The 17,796-nt window shown below is 49.8% G+C and carries 15 protein-coding genes and 1 riboswitch; of the genes, 2 read left to right on the forward strand and 13 right to left on the reverse strand.

Features of this window, described 5'->3' with window-relative positions:
• Positions 1-12 precede the first annotated feature (12 nt).
• The 6 genes from IJ22_RS14490 to IJ22_RS14515 all read right to left on the reverse strand — a co-directional run bounded on the left by IJ22_RS14490 (position 13) and on the right by IJ22_RS14515 (position 6,958).
• Complete coding sequence (locus tag IJ22_RS14490; protein ID WP_082660823.1) at positions 13-1,038, reverse strand: ABC transporter permease; 1,026 nt, start codon at positions 1,036-1,038, stop codon at positions 13-15.
• A complete protein-coding gene (locus tag IJ22_RS14495; RefSeq protein ID WP_062409323.1) occupies positions 1,035-2,543 on the reverse strand; it encodes a sugar ABC transporter ATP-binding protein in 1,509 nt (502 codons plus the stop codon). Before IJ22_RS14495 ends, IJ22_RS14490 begins: the two co-directional genes overlap by 4 nt.
• 76 nt (positions 2,544-2,619) lie before the next feature.
• The gene (locus IJ22_RS14500) at positions 2,620-3,672 is read right to left on the reverse strand and encodes a sugar ABC transporter substrate-binding protein (RefSeq protein WP_062409324.1); all 1,053 of its coding nucleotides are present in this window, start codon (positions 3,670-3,672) and stop codon (positions 2,620-2,622) included.
• A 173-nt stretch (positions 3,673-3,845) separates the two neighbouring features.
• Positions 3,846-4,856, reverse strand: coding sequence for a LacI family DNA-binding transcriptional regulator (locus tag IJ22_RS14505; protein ID WP_062409325.1), 1,011 nt, complete (start codon positions 4,854-4,856; stop codon positions 3,846-3,848).
• 202 nt (positions 4,857-5,058) lie between these two features.
• Entirely contained in the window at positions 5,059-6,348 is a 1,290-nt protein-coding gene (locus tag IJ22_RS14510) for a nucleobase:cation symporter-2 family protein (RefSeq protein WP_062409326.1), read from the reverse strand.
• A 1-nt stretch (position 6,349) separates the two neighbouring features.
• Entirely contained in the window at positions 6,350-6,958 is a 609-nt protein-coding gene (locus tag IJ22_RS14515; protein ID WP_062409327.1) for a xanthine phosphoribosyltransferase, read from the reverse strand.
• A 170-nt stretch (positions 6,959-7,128) separates the two neighbouring features.
• A riboswitch (purine riboswitch) is annotated at positions 7,129-7,232 on the reverse strand.
• Between the two features lie 499 nt (positions 7,233-7,731).
• Between IJ22_RS14515 and IJ22_RS14520 the strand changes: the two genes are divergently transcribed.
• Entirely contained in the window at positions 7,732-8,949 is a 1,218-nt protein-coding gene (locus IJ22_RS14520) for a cation:proton antiporter (RefSeq protein WP_062409328.1), read from the forward strand.
• 21 nt (positions 8,950-8,970) lie between these two features.
• On the forward strand, positions 8,971-9,459 hold the full coding sequence (locus IJ22_RS14525; RefSeq protein WP_054818933.1) for a cation:proton antiporter regulatory subunit: 489 nt from the start codon (positions 8,971-8,973) through the stop codon (positions 9,457-9,459).
• Positions 9,460-9,662: 203 nt separating this feature from the next.
• On the opposite strand, the gene IJ22_RS27215 is transcribed toward IJ22_RS14525, so the two are convergent.
• The 7 genes from IJ22_RS27215 to IJ22_RS14555 form a co-directional block, all read right to left on the reverse strand.
• Positions 9,663-9,911, reverse strand: a complete 249-nt coding sequence (locus tag IJ22_RS27215) for an ABC transporter permease subunit (RefSeq protein ID WP_074727087.1) — start codon at positions 9,909-9,911, stop codon at positions 9,663-9,665.
• Positions 9,892-10,404: an amino acid ABC transporter permease gene (locus IJ22_RS14530; RefSeq protein WP_082660824.1), complete on the reverse strand. Its 513-nt coding sequence runs from the start codon at positions 10,402-10,404 to the stop codon at positions 9,892-9,894. Before IJ22_RS14530 ends, IJ22_RS27215 begins: the two co-directional genes overlap by 20 nt.
• Before the next feature lie 321 nt (positions 10,405-10,725).
• On the reverse strand, positions 10,726-11,670 hold the full coding sequence (gene cysK, locus IJ22_RS14535) for a cysteine synthase A (protein ID WP_062409330.1): 945 nt from the start codon (positions 11,668-11,670) through the stop codon (positions 10,726-10,728).
• A gap of 73 nt (positions 11,671-11,743) precedes the next feature.
• Positions 11,744-13,537 (reverse strand): ABC transporter ATP-binding protein, encoded by a 1,794-nt coding sequence (locus IJ22_RS14540; RefSeq protein ID WP_418007122.1) that lies wholly within the window; start codon positions 13,535-13,537, stop codon positions 11,744-11,746.
• Between the two features lie 7 nt (positions 13,538-13,544).
• Positions 13,545-15,308: an ABC transporter ATP-binding protein gene (locus tag IJ22_RS14545; protein ID WP_062409332.1), complete on the reverse strand. Its 1,764-nt coding sequence runs from the start codon at positions 15,306-15,308 to the stop codon at positions 13,545-13,547.
• Positions 15,309-15,337: 29 nt separating this feature from the next.
• Positions 15,338-17,170: an ABC transporter ATP-binding protein gene (locus IJ22_RS14550; protein WP_082660825.1), complete on the reverse strand. Its 1,833-nt coding sequence runs from the start codon at positions 17,168-17,170 to the stop codon at positions 15,338-15,340.
• Complete coding sequence (locus IJ22_RS14555; RefSeq protein ID WP_062409333.1) at positions 17,167-17,775, reverse strand: PadR family transcriptional regulator; 609 nt, start codon at positions 17,773-17,775, stop codon at positions 17,167-17,169. The genes IJ22_RS14550 and IJ22_RS14555 overlap by 4 nt, the downstream gene beginning before the upstream one ends.
• Positions 17,776-17,796 lie beyond the last annotated feature (21 nt).

Genomic DNA, 17,796 nt, shown 5'->3' on the forward strand with positions numbered 1-17,796 from the left:
CAGCACATCCATTTATTTGGATTTTTTATTGCTTACAGAATCAATCAGCGCAGCTAAGAGGATAACCGCACCCATGATTAATCCCTGGTAGTGGGAAGATATATTCATGAGGTTCATGCCTGTATTTAATACGTTAATGAGCAGAACCCCGATCAGCGTGCCAAAAATAGTTCCCCTTCCGCCGGAAAGACTCGTTCCGCCAATCACCACAGCGGCGATGGCCATTAACTCCAGGTTTACTCCGGCGAGAGGCGTCCCGGACCCCAGCCTCGCTGTCATCATGAGTCCGCCGACCGCAGCCAATGTGCCGGCAATCACATATACCATCATTTCGATCCGTTTTACAGGAATACCGGAAACTTCAGCCGCCTTTTTGTTGCTTCCAATCGCATATACATGACGGCCGAATACCGTATTAGACAGCACATAGCCGGCGATCAGGAACAATACCGCGGTAATCAGGATCATCACCGGAATACCCGCGATTTTGCCCATTCGGAGATATTGCAGGAACGGGTCCTTATATACCGAGATCGTTTGTGCATCGGAATATACAAGGGTAACCGAACGGGCCGCAGCCATCATTCCCAAAGTGACAATGAACGGCGCCATATGAAATCTGGTAATGAAGAATCCGTTGATGATGCCGCTTATCATCCCGATCAACAGCCCCGCCAGGATGGCTGCGATGATCGGTACGCCGGAATTAATCATACCTGCAATGACCATTCCGGTGACTGCAACAATCGAACCGACTCCCAGATCGATGCCGGCTGTAATAATGACATAAGTCATGCCGATGGCAACAATTCCCATGATGGCGCTTTGCAAAAAGATATTTTGAATGTTATCCATCCTTAAAAATTGTTCTGTAGATATGGAAAAAAATACGCAAAGCAGCAATAACGCGATAAGCACTTTATTTTTCGATAACCAGGCAAGCATCTGATTCTGTTGGTTCGCGTATAGTGCCTTCTTGCCGGCAATACCTATTTTGTCTGTGGAGGACTGATTGGCTGCCAAGTTTTCTTCGTTCATGTGTACCCCCCTCTTGTAGCGCAAAGCATAATTTTTTCAGGCGCGGCTTCCTCCCGATGGAATTCGCCGGTGATTCTTCCGCCGGCCATCACCAGAATCCGATCGCTCAGGCCAATCACCTCCGGCAATTCAGAAGAAATAAGAATAATAGCCGTACCTTGGGCGGCAAGCTCATGGATGATGTGATAAATTTCGGCTTTAGCCCCGATATCAATGCCTCGCGTAGGTTCATCCAGAATGAGAATCCTTGGTTGGGACTCCAGCCATTTCGCGATGATAACCTTCTGTTGATTGCCTCCGCTCAGGTTGGAAATCACGGTTTCCCCGCTGGGGGTCTTGATGCGGAGTTGGGCAATATACCGATCGGCAATTTCCCTTTCTTTCTTAAAATTGATTTTTTGAAGAAATCCGGATATATTTTTCAGGGTCGCGATCGTTACGTTTTGAATCACGGTAAAATGACCGATCAAGCCATGCTTTCGGCGATCTTCCGGAACCAGGGCGAACCCCTTTGCAATCGCATCCTGAGTCGATCGGATGTTGACCCGGCTCCCGTGAACCATGAATTCCCCACCGGTAACCGGCTCCATTCCAAAAACAGATTCCATTAACTCGGTTCGGCCGGAGCCCATTAATCCGGAGAAGCCGAGAATTTCCCCTTTATGCAGCCGAAAAGAGATATTCTTAAATACGCCCTTTCGAGTGAAGTCCTTTACTTCCATCACCACTTCCCCGCCAGGCCGTCCCTTTCGTTGGGGAAAGATTTGCGTCATTTCCCTTCCGACCAGCATCCTCACAATCTGCTCCGGCTTCAGGTCGGCAGATAACCCTTCTCCGGCATTGCAGCCATCGCGAAGAACGACAATCCGATCGCAGATTTCGTAAATTTCCTCCATGCGGTGGGAGATGTAGATCGTCGCAATTCCTTTTGCCTTTAAAGAACGTATGATTTCAAACAGCTTTGCCGTTTCTTGTTCCGTAATCGCTGATGTGGGCTCATCCATAATGATCACTTTCGATTGAAAGGATAAGGCTTTCGCAATCTCTACCATCTGTTGGGCGCCCACGGTGAGTTCACCGACAAGGGTCTTCGGATGAATATAGAATCCAAGCTCATCAAGAAGCTGCTGGGCATCCTGGAACAGCTTTTTCTTATCCAATGCGATTCCTTTTTGCGGCAAGGATTGAATAAAAATATTTTCCGCTACGGTCAAATGAGGCAATAAATTGAGCTCCTGATGAATGATGCTGATTCCTGCGCTTTGGGAGTGCCTGGGACCCCGCAGAGATAATTTCTGATTTTCTAACCAGATCTCGCCGGTATCCGGTGTGTAGATGCCGCTTAATATTTTCATTAATGTCGATTTTCCGGCTCCGTTTTCCCCGAGAAGACCGATGACTTCACCTTTGTTCAATTCTAAATGAACTTGATCCAAGGCTTTGACCCCGGCAAAGGATTTGGAGATCCCCGTCATCTTCAATAAGGTTGCTGACTCAGCCACCATTGGCCCCCCTTATCTTGGTTTTGAAGAGTACGAATGGCGAAGCTGTACCCCTTTAAATTTCAATTTCGCGAATGGCTCAGTTCTTCAGTTCCGTTGCCCACAATTTTTCTTTATCTACATTCTCCTTGGTGACAAGGAAGTTACGGGTAAAGGTATGCTTTTCTACCGTTTTTTGATCCACCAGAGCCTGCTTCGCATATTCTACCGCCATTTCCCCCATCTCGATGGGAACTTGAGAAATCGTGGCATCGATTCGTCCGTCTTTAATGGCCTGGATCGCTTGGCGGGTGCCGTCAATCCCAATAATGACGATATGCTCCTTATCTCCGATCGGCTTAAATCGTCCGGCTTGATCAATCGCATTGGCAGCGCCTACCGTATTGTCGTCATTATGTCCAAAGATCGCATCGATTTGGGCGTTGGCCTGGAGAATATTCGTCGTCACATTCAGCGCCTTCTCCTGGTTAAAGTCCGCCGCTTGGCGTGCAACGATTTTGATGTCCGGGTATTTCTGCTGCATCTGATCATTAAATCCCTTGCCTCGGTCGCGGGCTGCAGTCGTTCCTAACAGCCCTTGCAATTCCACCACATTTCCTATGTAATCCCCATTCTTTTCTTTCAATTTTTCCGCAATATAATCTGCTGCTTTACGTCCCATTTCCACGTTATCCGTTTCAAGGAAGGACAGCAATTCACCGGCCGAGGCACCCCGGTCCAAGGCGATCACGGGGATTTTCGCCTGATTCGCTTTTTCAATCGCAGGAACAATAGCATCGACATCCTGCGGGTTTACGATAATCGCGTCCACGCCTTTTTGAATCATATCCTCAATGTCGGCAACTTGCTTGGCTGCATCACCGTTGGCATTAGTATTAATGACTTGGTACCCGTTTTTAGCGGCCCCCTGCTCAACACCCTGCTTGAGCGCAACGAAAAAATCTATGCTTAAAATGGAGTTCGACATCCCGATGGTCAGCTTTCCATGATCCGGCTTGTTTTCCGCATTAGTGCCGGGCTCCGGAGTATTTTTAGCGGAAGAATTACCCGTTTCATTACTACTGTTCGATCCGCAAGCAGCCAGCAAAACCACCATGGTTACTGCAAAAAGCAAACTAAACATTTTTTTCATCGACATCACCCTCCATAATGTTGTAATGAGAACCGTCTTTTTACCATGCCTGAATCCAACCGAACCAGTACTTTGATTTTTATACCCTGCATCACTCCCAACCTTGATGTAATCGCTTTCAATTAGAGTGAAACGTTTTACTGCATGCCTTAAATAAAACTTCTTGTGGTACTTTATGGTCTGACGTGAGTACCGCAAGAAGTCCCGATCGTTATTTTAGGCGTTACAAGAAACTCTTTAGGCTGGTCAACTTGCTTATCGAATTCGATCCTTTCAAAAAGGAGCTCGGAAGCGATTTTCCCTACTTCGCAGGGGTCTTCCTTCGCTAAAGTGAAGCTTGGACGCAACAGGCCATAGGTATCAATATCACCGAAGCCCGCCACCGATACTTCTTCCGGCACCTGAACGCCCATATCCCATAAAGCTCTAACCGTTCCGGCTAAAGCCAAGTGATTCGTCGCATATATGCCCTCCGGCAATCCCGAATGCTCCAGATATTTTCGCACTTCTGCCGAAATGTGTCCGAGCGCCGCTCCGACTTCTAGAAACACTTGTGCGCTCATATCGAGCCCCAGAAGATGAATCGCTTTTTTGATACCGTTAACTCTTTCGATCTCGACCGAATGACGGAGGGCCCCATGGATAAAAAGAAATTTGCGGCGGCCATGCAAATACAAATGCTGAACCAGCGTGATTGAAGTATTGATGTTCTCATGGACTACCGTATCGAAGCGGGCATTTTCAACCTTTCTGTCAACCAAGATCACGGGAATGTTATTCGGCATATTGAGTTCATCCAAGTTGCTTCCTGTAGGCACCATGATAATACCGTCCACGCGCTTTTCCATCAGCCGCTGGAGCGCCTTCCTTTCTTCCTCCGGCCGGTTATTGTGAGAGCAGGAAATGAGATTGTACTCCATTTCCGTCGCCAGATTCTCGACTGATTTTATGATTTTCATCATGTACAGGTTGGAAATATCATCGACAATGATGCCGATCAAATGCGTCTTGGATTGTTTCAAGCTCCTGGCCACCGCATTCGGTTTATAATTTAATAGTGTAATTGCAAGCAGGACTCTTTCTCTGATCTTCTCGCTGACAAAGCCCGATTTGTTAATCACCTTCGAAACCGTACCGATGGAAACTCCCGCGGCGGCGGCTACATCTTTTATAGTCGGCGTCATGATCCACTCCTTAATGAAACGTTATTAATAAATGAATAAAATGGGTCCGTTTGTCAATAAAACGTTTCATTGAACTCATTATAAAACGATAGCGCTTTCATTTCAATAATAAATTTTAAAATTTTTCCTTTTTTGTTACTTTCCCGGCTTCATAAAAAAATCGCCCCCAAAACCAGGTACGGGAGCGATTGGCAACGATGTATTAAGCTTCCTGAACAACCTCCGCGGCGGCGGCATTTCGCTTGGACAGGAACAGATTCAAAAGAATGGCGGTCAAGGAACCGGACACGATGCCGTTTTGCATTAACATTTTGGCGAAGCCCGGAAGCTGGTCGAACATCTGGGGAAGGGTGGCCGAGCCCAGACCGACAGCGATGCTGCAGGCGGCAATCAGCAGATTGTCTCCCTGGCGCAGGTCAACACCCGACAAAATCGATATCCCTGCGGCAGCGACCGATCCGAACATGACGATCATCGCACCCCCAAGCACCGCATTGGGAATGACGGTCGTTAAGGCCGCCAGCTTAGGCAGCAAGCCCAGAACAACCATGATGCCTCCCGCAGCAAAAATGACATCCCGGGATTTCACGCGAGTGAGCGTAATCAAGCCGACATTTTGAGAGAAAGCGGTATAAGGAAACGCATTGAAAATCCCGCCCAGCATAATGGCAAGACCTTCGGAACGCAGCCCGTTGACGATCTGCTTGTTCTCGACTTTTTGATCGGTGGCTTTGCCGACGGCAAAATAAACGCCTGTGGACTCCACCATGCTGACGATATTTACGATGATCATGGTAATAATCGCGGTGATGCTGATTTCAGGAATGCCGAAGTAAAAAGGCTGGGCAACGCTAATCCATGATGCTGACGAAACGGACGAGAAGCTGACGATACCCATGGCATAGCCTGCGGCCGTTCCGGCAATCAACCCGACAAGCACGGAAATGGCCCGTAAAAATCCGGTAGCCAACCGGTTCACTACAAGAATAACCAGCAGCGTGAACAGCGCGAGCAGCAAATGGCCCGGCTGGCCAAAATCGGGGCTCCCTTGACCGCCAGCGGCGTTGTTCATCGCTACCGGAATCAGGGAAAGCCCGATAATCGTCACGACCGAACCGGTCACAACGGTAGGGAAAAATTTAAGCATCTTTCCATACAGCGGGGCGGCTAAAATAACGAATAAACCGGACAGGATAATGGCTCCGTACGCTGTCGCCAAATTCGACGTAGAGGCGATGGCAATGATCGGACCGACTGCCGTAAAGGTACATCCCAAAATAACGGGCAGCCCGCTGCCAAAATATTTTGTTCCCATCACCTGCAGGATCGTGGCGATGCCGCATGTAAATAAATCGGCCGCGATCAGATATGCGATTTGCGAGCTGGTCAGATTGAGCGCTCCCCCGACAATCAGCGGTACGATAACAGCCCCGGCATACATGGCCAGCACATGCTGAAAACCCAGGGTAATGACTTTTTGTTTGCTTAACATGCTACATTCTCCCTTGACCTTGATGGCATAAACGATGGTCTTGCACAAAATGAATCTCACCCGGCGACATCGAAGCAATCCGGGCCAAGGAATGTACAAGGACACCCTTTTTTTCCAGCAGACTGCGGCCTTCCTGAAAGCTTTTTTCGATCACGCAGCCTACCCCTACCAGCTCGGCTCCCGATTCTCTTACGATATCGACCAGCCCCGCCAGCGCCGCGCCTGTAGCCAGGAAATCATCTATAATCAGCACTTTATCGCCCGGGCTCAGGTATTTCTGCGAAACGCTAACCTGGTACGTTTCTTGCCGGGTAAACGAATATACGGGTGCCGAATACACCTTCTCGGAAAGCGTGACGGCCTTCTTCTTTTTTGCATAAATAAAGGGGACATTCAGCGCAATTCCCGTCGCCATCGCAAACTGAATGCCGCTGGCCTCGATGGTCAGCACCTTGGTTACGGACTTATCGCCGAACAACCGCGCAAACTCCCGTCCAATCTCCAATGCGAGCTGAGTATCCACCTGATGATTCAAAAACGAATCCACCTTCAGCACCGTGTCGGACAGAATCAATCCCTCTTGACGAATACGTTCCATCAATAATTCCATTCTGCGTTTATCGCTCCTTTTCCAACTGAAAAAGGACAGGCTCCTTGAGCAGTTCCTCTCAAGTGAAGCCTGTCCTTCTGGGTTTTTATCCCTTTTGGTGTAACACAAAAGTGTCCGCATCGCTTGGTCCAGCCTTTCTTTCTTTGTAAAATCAAAAAAAGAAACGGAACCCTAGATGCGCTTTCACTCATAGTCGGCCGATTATAGTGGTCGGCCGGTAGAAACTTATGGGCCATATTCCCAAAATTATACGAGTTGTTGTATGAGGTTTTACCTTGTATATAGTACACACTCTTCTCCATCGTTTCAAGAGAAAATTTCACAACATCTGACACATTTCGCCGGTTTGAACATGATAGAACCATCTTGTGGCTTTCTTTAAACGTTGTCGCTTTGAAAACCTCTTTCAATAAGGCTTGTATAAGAGATTGGAAGGACGTGCGATATGGAATTGAACTGGACAAAAGCAGGGAATTTGTTATGATGTTGGTAAGCCCCGAATAGGGGTTATTTTATCGTATGGAGGGATTAGTCATGAGAAAAATAGCGTTTTCGAATCAAGCTTTCGTGTGTGCCATCAGCGGAAACGGGGGTGCTGCCTTTTTTGAACCCTAGGCGTTGCGATGAAGCGCGAAATGGATATTTTTACTGATATTACAACTACTGACGGGTCATACTAAGGCTGTGTCTATACCGGGACAGAATATTTTATGCAGAAGGGGTGAAGACTTTCTTTCAGGTTACCAAGTAAGAAACAACAGGGGGGATAAACATTGGATCATATGATTTTTGAGGTTGGAACCGCATTAATGTTAATTGCAATTGCTTCCGTCATTGCCGGCAAACTAAAGTTCTCCATCATACCCTTTTTAATTATTCTCGGCATGGTCGTCGGCCCGCATGCGCCGACACTCGGTATATTTGACTTTACATTTATAGAAAGCCAGGAAGTGATTTCATTCCTCGGGCGAATCGGGGTTCTCTTTCTTCTATTTTACATAGGACTGGAGTTCTCTGTTTCCAAATTGATCAAATCCGGCCGTAACATTGTTTTTGGAGGAACAGTATACGTTCTATTGAACTTCTCGATTGGGTTAGCTTATGGTTTTTTGGTCAATTTCCCATTGTATGAAACTTTAATCATCGCTGGCATGCTGTCCGTATCCTCTACGGCGATCGTGGCTAAAGTTCTGGTTGACCTCAGACGTACCGGGAACTCCGAAACCGAGTTAATCCTGGGTATGATTTTGTTCGATGACCTTTTTCTTGCCGTATTCCTGTCGGTCATGTCAGGCCTGCTTCTGGGAGGCGCGACATCCATCGGAGGAATCCTTCTTTCTGTAGGGATCTCCATCGGGTATATGCTTTTGTTTTTCCTGATTGCCAGAAAAGGAACTCCTGTATTAAACAAATTGTTAAATATCACCTCAAATGAAATCTTTATTATTGTCGTATTTTCTACGTTATTTTTCATTGCCGGATTCTCAGAAACCTTACATGTAGCCGAAGCGATCGGCGCATTGTTGTTTGGCTTGGCTTTATCCGAAACGGAGCATAGCAAGAGGATTGAGCATCTGGTTATTCCATTCCGGGATTTCTTCGGTGCCGTGTTCTTCTTTAGCTTTGGTTTAAGTATTGATCCTCTAACCCTTGGCAATGCTGCATGGTTAGCTATTGGAGCCGTGCTGCTGACCATCCTGGGAAATATGATTTCCGGAATGATAGCCGGTCGCAAGGCAGGTCTGTCCCATAAGGCTTCTATGAATATCGGGCTTACCGTTATGGCGCGTGGGGAATTTACCATCATTGTAGCTAACTTAGGCGTAGCCGGAGGGCTAATGCCGCTGCTTAAACCATTTTCCGCTCTTTATGTCTTGGTATTGGCAATTGTTGGACCCCTGTTGGCAAAAGAGTCGAAACACATTTATAATGGCTTAAATAAAATATTCAAATGGAGCAAGTCACAAGAAAAGCTTAAAAATATGGGGTAATCCGAACGGAGGATATTGATAATGAGTACGATAAGAGAATGCGATCTGCCGGGGATCGGAAAAAAATTCCAGTTAGAAGCGAGATCGGGGGATAAAATGGTGATTGTCATTCATGACGACGGCAGAAGGGAACTATACCATTTCGAAGATGACGACCCGGACAAGACCATCTCCCAGGTCACCCTGGATGACGATGAAGCCAGACAGATCGCGGCTATCATCGGCGGAATGAACTATAAACCCCAAGCGTTGGAAACGATTGAGGTATCCCTAGACGAATTGGTTATTGAATGGTGCAAAGTCGAGTCGCACTTTAAATGCATTAATCAATCTATCGCTGAATTGCAAGTTCGTCAAAGGACCGGAGCCACGATCCTTGCCATTGTGGAGAAGCATCGACAGAAAATCAATCCCGGCCCGGATGACCGGCTGTCGGCGGATATGACGCTTGTTATAGCTGGAGAAAGAAAGCAAATTAAGCTGCTTAAAGATCTCTTAGTGAACGGATAATCAAAGAAGATCAAGTAAATACCAAAAATGGGAAGTACATCCGATTCATGGATGCACTTCTTTTTTCTTTGTTAGGTAAATATTTATAGTTTTCCGCCTTCAACAACAATATCATCCGGATTGATTTCAGGACCAAATTCTTTTTTCAGGTATTCGATCATAAAGTTTATGCAAAAGAACGGCTGCCAGCATACCGGGGACTTCTATCCCCCACAGAATGGGAAGTCCGAAAAAAAGAAAAACATAAATACAAGAACGGGTACTGCCCGAAATATTTCTACATAGGTTCTCATTTGAATTCCCCGGATAGAGGACATTCTGAAAATTCCAAATACAATACCGCAGACTGTACTTATACATAAAGAATAAACAGCAATCCATAAAGTTTGAATAACTCCGTTAAACAATAACGGAAGGGATGTAAACAATAAACTAATTACCGAATTGTCCATAGGTTAACTTCCTTTCGAAAAAGGATAAACACAGGGACAACGGAAGAATGAGGATAAGGTAAAATGCCGCAAGCATGATAAACATCTCAAACGTTTTATAATAAGTCGCGATCAGATCCGTTGTTGTATAAAGCAGTTCGGGAATAGCGATGGCGGAGACGACCGATGTCTCCTTAAGCAGAAAAATGAAATTCCCTATGAACGCAGGAATAGAAATTCGGACGGCCTGCGGAAGCAAAATAAATCTTAGAAGTTGTCCCTTAGACAGTCCTATGGCTAGTCCAGCCTCGACCTTACTCTTCTGTACCGCCTCCAACCCCGAACGGAACACTTCTGTCATGTAGCCCCCTCCGAGAAAAGTCATGGCAATAATCGCCGTTGTATAACCCGGAATCTTTATGCCCAGGCTTGGCAAAGCAAAGTACAGAAAAAATAGCTGAATTAACAAAGGTGTGTTGCGAGCTATTTGCCCGATACATAATACGTTGTAAATATTTGGGCTTTATCAGACAGATAGGATGCGATTTTATCCCAGTTCCCTTTGCATAAAAAAACATACAGGAAACAAAGGTAGAGCGAGGAATATATAGAAGTTCGGCCGGATCTCAACCAAATGGCTTTCGTGACAACGCAATCCGTACAGAACCGGCATAAACCATAAAAAATACCACCCGATGAAAGGTGGTATTTGCTATGATATTGCGCTTGCTTATGCTGTGAAAAGCCTGTAAGCGGGATACCTTTTGTACTACGGGATAATCCCCGGCGCCCCGGTGTTTGTTTCACTAAAACAGAGGGCTTGAATTCTGTTCGATTATATCTGTTGTTCCTCCGCATACAGCACTGTAGAGAGGTAACGTTCTCCATTGCTTGGAATAATCGTGACGATTCGCTTGCCGCTTCCAAGTCTGGCCGCCAGCTGCAGTGCCGCATGTATAGCCGCTCCTGAAGATATGCCGCCCAGTATGCCTTCTTCCTTCGCCACTCGCCGTGCAGTTTCGAACGCCTCTTCATTCGTCACCTGGATAATTTCGTCATAGATGCTCGTGTCCAGTATTCCCGGCACGAAACCCGCTCCAATCCCTTGTATCTTGTGCGAGCCCGGATTGCCGCCCGATAGCACCGCAGATGCCGCAGGCTCGACCGCCGCGATATGGATGGACGGATAATGCTTGCGCAGTACCTCTCCAGCGCCCGTAATCGTTCCGCCGGTGCCGATGCCGGCAACGAATCCGTCCAGCGTGCCGCCAAGCGACTCGATCGCTTTGACGATCTCCGGCCCCGTCGTCTCCCTGTGGATTTTCACATTGGCGGGGTTGTCAAACTGCCGGGCGGGAAAGTAGTCCGGGTGGCGGTCAACCAGTTCCTTGGCCACGCGTATCGCGCCCTTCATCCCCTCGGCTCCGGGCGTCAGCACAAGGCTGGCACCGTAGGCGCGCAGCAGATTGCGCCGCTCCAGGCTCATCGTTTCCGGCATAACCAGAAGCGCCTTGTACCCTCTGGCTGCCGCAACCATCGCAAGCCCGATTCCGGTATTGCCGCTTGTCGCCTCCACAATCGTATCTCCCGGCTTCAGCTTGCCTTCCCGCTCAGCCTCCTCGACGATGCTGATCGCGATGCGGTCCTTGATGCTGCTGCCGGGGTTAAAAAACTCCAGCTTGAGATAAATGTCCGCACTTCCCTCAGGAACCACTTTGTTCAAATGGACCAGCGGGGTTCTGCCGATTAAATCGGTAATATTGTTGACAACCAAACTCATGTCTCCAGCCTCCTCTATGATCAAATGACCTCGCGGCATGTGCCGATATAATTTGGAAGCAGCGGCAATGACGCTAAACCGCGACATGCCCCTGCGAATGCTCATACAGCTCCCGGTAATGGCCGCCGCACGCCAGCAGCTGCTTGTGGCTGCCCTGCTCCACAATTTCGCCGCGGCTCATCACGATAATCCGGTCGGCCTGCATAATCGTTGACAGCCGGTGCGCGATCACGATCGTCGTCCGGTTCTGCGAGACGACATGAAGTGCGTTCTGGATCAGCTTCTCCGTATGCGAATCCAGATTGGCGCTTGCCTCATCCAGAATGAGAATCTTTGGTTTGAACACGATAATTCTGGCGAAGGAGATCATCTGCCGCTCCCCGGCGGACAAGCCGCTGCCCCGCTCCGACAGCAGAGTATCATAGCCGTTGCGCAGCTTTTGAATGATGGAATCCGCGCCCACAAACTCGCAAGCCTGAATAACCTCCTCGCGGGTGATCGATTCGTCGAACATTCGGACGTTATCGATGATGCTGCCCGAGTATAGAAACGGCTCCTGCTGGACCAGGCCGACGACCCTGTGAAGCGTAGACTGCGGAATATCGCGCACATCCGTCCCGTCAATCCGGATACGGCCTTCCTTCACATCATAGAAGCGGCACAGCAGGCTGATGAGCGAGCTTTTACCCGCGCCGGTCGTCCCAACCACGCCGATCAGCTCGCCCGGCTCAATATGCAAATCCAGCTTGCGGATAATCGGAATGCCCTCTTCATAAGAGAAAGAAATGTCGTCAAAGTCGATGCGCCCCTTCACCTTCTCCGGAAGCAGGACCTCCCGCTGCTCCGCACGATCGGTAATGTCCGGCTTGCTGTCGAACACCGTCCATATCCGGGAAACGGCGACGGTAGCCGATTGCAGCGTATTCCACTGCTGGGTAATCGTATTGATCGGCTGGAAAAACTGCCGGATGTAAGTAATAAACGCATAGAGGACGCCAAATTCCAGATTGTGATCCAGTACGGCGCTTCCCCCGATCCAAGTGACGAACGCAATCGAGAGATTGCTCAAAATATCAAACGTCCGGCCAAACACGACATTGGTCCGAATTTCTCTGATATTGGCTTTGAAGTACGATCCGTTTCGTTCATTAAACTGCTTCTCCTGCTCCATTTGCTGGTGGAACACCTGGATCAGATTCATGCCGGACAGATTTTCCGCTACGAACGCCACCATTCGGGACAACCTCGTTCTTGCAAGCTGATAGGTCGTTCTCATAAAGGAGCGGAAAGCGATGGCCACCAGCGATATAATCGGCAATAAGATCAGGCAGTAAAGCGCCAGCGTCGTATCAAGCTGGAACATCATCACGATAATAAAGATCAGCGTAAGGCCATCCCGGAACAAACTGAGCAGCACCTGGTTGAAAAACTGGTTCAACGCTTCCGTATCGCTCGATACATGGGTGATCAGACTGCCGCTGGACATCCGGTCGAAGTAACGCATCGATTGTTTCATGATATGGCCGAACAGCTGGTTGCGAATGCGCGCGACAATGCTTTGGCCGATATGCTGGAGCAAATTGCTTTGCAGATAAGTGAACACAAAGCTGGACAGGGACAAGGCCAGGTAAATGGCGCAAATCACAAGCAAGCCCTTGTAGTCGTTTTTGCCCGCCAGCAGATTGTCGTCAATCGCGATTTTCATTAAGAAAGGCTGCAGCAGTTCGGATAAAATCGCAATGAGCGTACAGCAAAAAACGCCGATAAATGCCCATAGATGCAGCCTGATATACCCTGACAAAGCCCGAAAGGCCGAGATATATTGCGGCTTTTGCTCCGTCTGGTTAAGATCGGCCTTCTGATCCATCTGCCAATTATGAATGGCTTGTGGCGGTCGCATGCTGGCTCCCCTCCTCCTGTATGGCATGAAGCTCAGCATAAAACCCTTGTTCCTGCAGCAGTTCCGAATGCGTCCCGCGCTGTACGATCACGCCTTCATCGAGCACTATGATTTCATCCGCGTGTTTGATCGCGCTGATGCGATGCGCAATAATAATCGTAGTTTTCCCTCTTCTCTCTTTTTGGATCGAATCGATAATATCCTTCTCCGTCACGGCGTCTACCGCGCTGACGCTATCGTCCAGAATCATAACCGGAGCGTTCTTGATCAGCCCGCGGGCCAGACTGGTCCGCTGCCGCTGTCCACCGGACAACGTCAATCCCCTCTCACCCAGCCTGGTTTCGAACCGGTCCGGCAAATCGACGATATGGTTGTAAATTTGGGCTTGGCGCGCGGCGGATTCTACATTTTCAAACTCCGTATCGCGCTGATAGAAAGCAATATTTTCCCTAATCGTCGTACTGAACAAAAAACCGTCTTGGGGAACGTACGCGACTTGGCTGCGCAAGCTCTCAAGCGACATCTCCCTGACATCCGTATTTCCGTACCATATCGTTCCCGTCGGCGGATCGTAGGTGCGCAGCAGCAGCTTCATCAGGGTCGTCTTTCCGCTGCCCGTACGGCCGATGATGCCGAGCGTCTTCCCGGGCCTGATATGCAAATTGATATTTTTCAGCACCTGATGAGAGGATGCGCCGTATGCAAACGAAAGATTCTCCACCCTTATGCCCGCCGCAGACAGATCGATGGACTTCGCATTCTCCGGCTCCACGATATCCGATTGCTGCGAGAGCAGCTCATTCAGCCTTTCGAGCGAAGCCCGGGAGCGCTGGATGGTATTGATGACGTTGCCGATCTGCTGCAGCGGATTCATCAGCATGCGGACATAGAGCGTCAAGGCAACGAAATTACCGAGCGTAATGTGCTTCGTAACCGTCAGATAACCGCCAAAAGCAAGCGCGGTAATCAGCGCGATCGTACCGAGAAACGGAATAAGCGCCTGAAAGAAGGACGATACCCGCACGAGCCGCAGTTGGTTTTGGCGAATACGCTCCACCGTTTTGCCGAAGCGCCGCTCCATAATGTCTTCCACCGCAAATTTCTTCGTGACGCGGATGCCGCCGAACTGTTCCTCCGCCGTTTCGGTCATTCGGCCAAGCGCCTCCTGCACCTCCAGGGATCGCTTCCTTATAATGGGTCCCAAATAAACGACGATTAACGGAATAAGCAGCAGCGGGAATACGGAGACGGCAATCAAATAATAGGGAATGCCGCTGACGATCATCATGGTGACAGCCGCCACCAGCAGCATGATTGCGTTGGCCGTTGAATTGAATCCCATCGAGATCGATTCCCGGACAGCCGTCACGTCATTCATAAAGTAGCTGAGCAGTTTGCCGACGCCGTTTTTGGAATAAAACCGCTCGCTCATTTGCGTAAAATGCCGGAACAAGCGGCCCCGGACAAGATATTCGAACTTTCTGCCGACATACATGACCAAATAGAGGGCCGTTCCGTGGAAAAGCACATGACCTATGCCGACCAGCAAAAGCAGCAAGCTGTAATCGACAATCATGCCGCGGGTCAGCTCGCCCAACTGCAGCTTGTCGGTGAATTGCCCCAGCAGCTTGGGAAAATAAACATGGATCAGGTTGGAAATCAGATGAAATATCAACGAGAACAAGTAGATGTACCACGTTTTCCGAAAAAAATCGGCCAGTATTCGTTGGGATTTCAAAAAACGATCACTTCCTGTCTGAAGGTTCGTTATCTCACCGCTTTCGTTTGCGGAAATTGCAATGCATAGAGCCGGCTGTAGCGGCCTTGCAGGCGCAGCAGCTCTTCGTGCGTCCCGCTCTCAACGATGCGGCCTTGCTCCAGCACATGAATGCGGTCCGCCTGCTGGATCGTCGATAGCCGGTGGGCGATCACCAGACAGGTGCGCCCTTTCAGCAGCCGCGCCAACGCTTCCTGGATATGCTGCTCCGATTCGGTATCGAGCGAAGCCGTCGCTTCATCGAGAATAATGACGCGCGGATTTTTCAGGATGGCCCTTGCGATGGATATCCGCTGCTTTTGCCCGCCCGACAGCTTGACGCCGCGTTCGCCGATTGGCGTATCGTATCCCTGCGGGAAAGCCTCGATAAATCCGCTGGCGCTGGCCGCCCCCGCTGCCGCCCTGACCTCCTCTTCCGTCGCATGGCTGTTGCTGTAACGGATGTTTTCGATGATCGTCCCGTTGAACAATACAATATCCTGCGATACGATGCCGATCTGCTCTCTAAGGGAGGAGAGAGTCACATCCTTCAGGGAGTAACCGTCTATCGTAATGTCCCCGGCTTGCGGATCGTAGAAGCGGGGAATCAGATGCGCGATCGTCGTCTTGCCGGAGCCCGATGAACCGACCAAAGCCGTAACCTTGCCGGCCTCCAGCTCCAGATTGAATCCGGACAGCACTTCCAACTCGCGCGAATAAGCAAAATTCACGTTCCGGAATACGATATGCCCGCGCACGGGAGGCAGCGCAATCGCGTCCTCCTTCTCCCAAATATCCGCCTTCGTATTCATTACTTCCATAATGCGTTCATACGCGGCCGCCGATTGCTGGATCGTATGGATCACCCGGCTGAAATGGCGAATCGGATTTTGCAGCAGGCGCAAATAAGCGGTAAAAGCGACGATGGTGCCTACCGTCATCTGTCCCTTCATCGAAAGCCAGGCCCCGAACACAAGCACGATAGCCAATCCCGTAAAATTAAGAAAATCGATAATCGGCTCGTACGCGGCCCGCAAGCGGACGACCTGAATATTGGCGTCCATGTTTTCCCTGGTGCGATGGGAGAATCGTTCGGACTCGTAGTTTTCGGCCGTAAACGATTTGATCAGCCGGATGCCGGTCAGCGTATTTTGCAGATGGTCGCTCACATCGGCAATCGATTCCTGCACCTTGCGAAACGAAGCGCGAATTCTTTTCCCGAACAGCTTCGTCGTCAGAATCATAACCGGGAAGATCGCAAGCAGGAGCAGCGTCAGCCTCCAATCAATCCAGAGCATATACACCGCGATAGCTGTAAACGTGAAAAAATCGGTAAACAATTGCATCATGCTGGAAGAGATCAACTGCTGTAAGATGCTGACGTCATGGGTTACGCGGGACATCAGATCCCCGGTGCGGTTGCGGTCAAAAAATGAGACATCAAGGCTCTGCATATGGCGATACAGATCATTGCGGAGCTTGTAGAGCACCTTCTGCCCGATGGAGGCCATCAGCGACGTGCTTATATAACGCAGTACGCCCAGCATGACGGCCGCGCCGAGAACGCCGGCGCCAATCAGAACCAGCCCGTCGAAACGCTTGCCGGGAATCAGATGGTCGATCGTGTAGCGCGTAAGCTGGGGGACGACAAATTCAAGCAGTGAAACGGCGATCACGCACACGACCGCCGTAATGATAGCCGGCCATTCCAGCCTCGCATGCGTAAAGATTCGCGCGAACATACCGTAGATGCTGGCCGGCTTGGCTTTCTCGCCGCTGCCGAATCTTCTCATGCCTCCCAATCCGCCGCCGGCCCGGAAGGCTCCCGCCGGATGGTCACTCATGGACGCCCGCCCTCTCCGCCGCTTCTGCCCGAATCCGCTACGATCCGGCGCAGCGAATCTCGCAGGTTATCGAGCAGCTCGCGCAGTTCAACGGCTTTGTCCGCATCGGACAGCGCGGCGCGTTCCGCAGCCTTCAGCAGATGCAGCAGTTCCTTTCCCTTAGGAGTCAGTCTCCGGTTTCTTCGCACGCCCTTCCAGTGTCCGTTGTCTTCTTCCGGGAGGCTTTGCTCCCGCGCCTCCCAGCCTTGTTCCCCGGCATCGGACGGCTCGGGACGGTCCTTCTCCTCCTGTAAATAAGCGCGGCCTTCATCCGTGATATGAAAAATTTTTTTGCCGTCCACCTTGTAGGCTTCGACAAACCCCTGATCTCTGAGCATCTGCAGCGTAGGGTAGATGGAGCCCGCGCTTGGCTTATACGTACCTCCCGATTGCTCCTCCAGCGCCTTCATCATTTGGTAGCCGTGCATATTCTCCTGCTGCAGCAGCTCCAGCAGCGCATACTTCACGCCGCCGCGGCTAAAATACCGCCTGCCTGAACCAAAGGCCTCCCGTTCATGACCGTGAAACAAAAATAAACGTTCCTCTTGCTGCCATTCCTTTTTCATGCTGTGCTGCCTCCATTAACG

The sequence above is a fragment of the Paenibacillus naphthalenovorans genome, from assembly GCF_001465255.1.
Taxonomy (GTDB): domain Bacteria; phylum Bacillota; class Bacilli; order Paenibacillales; family NBRC-103111; genus Paenibacillus_G; species Paenibacillus_G naphthalenovorans.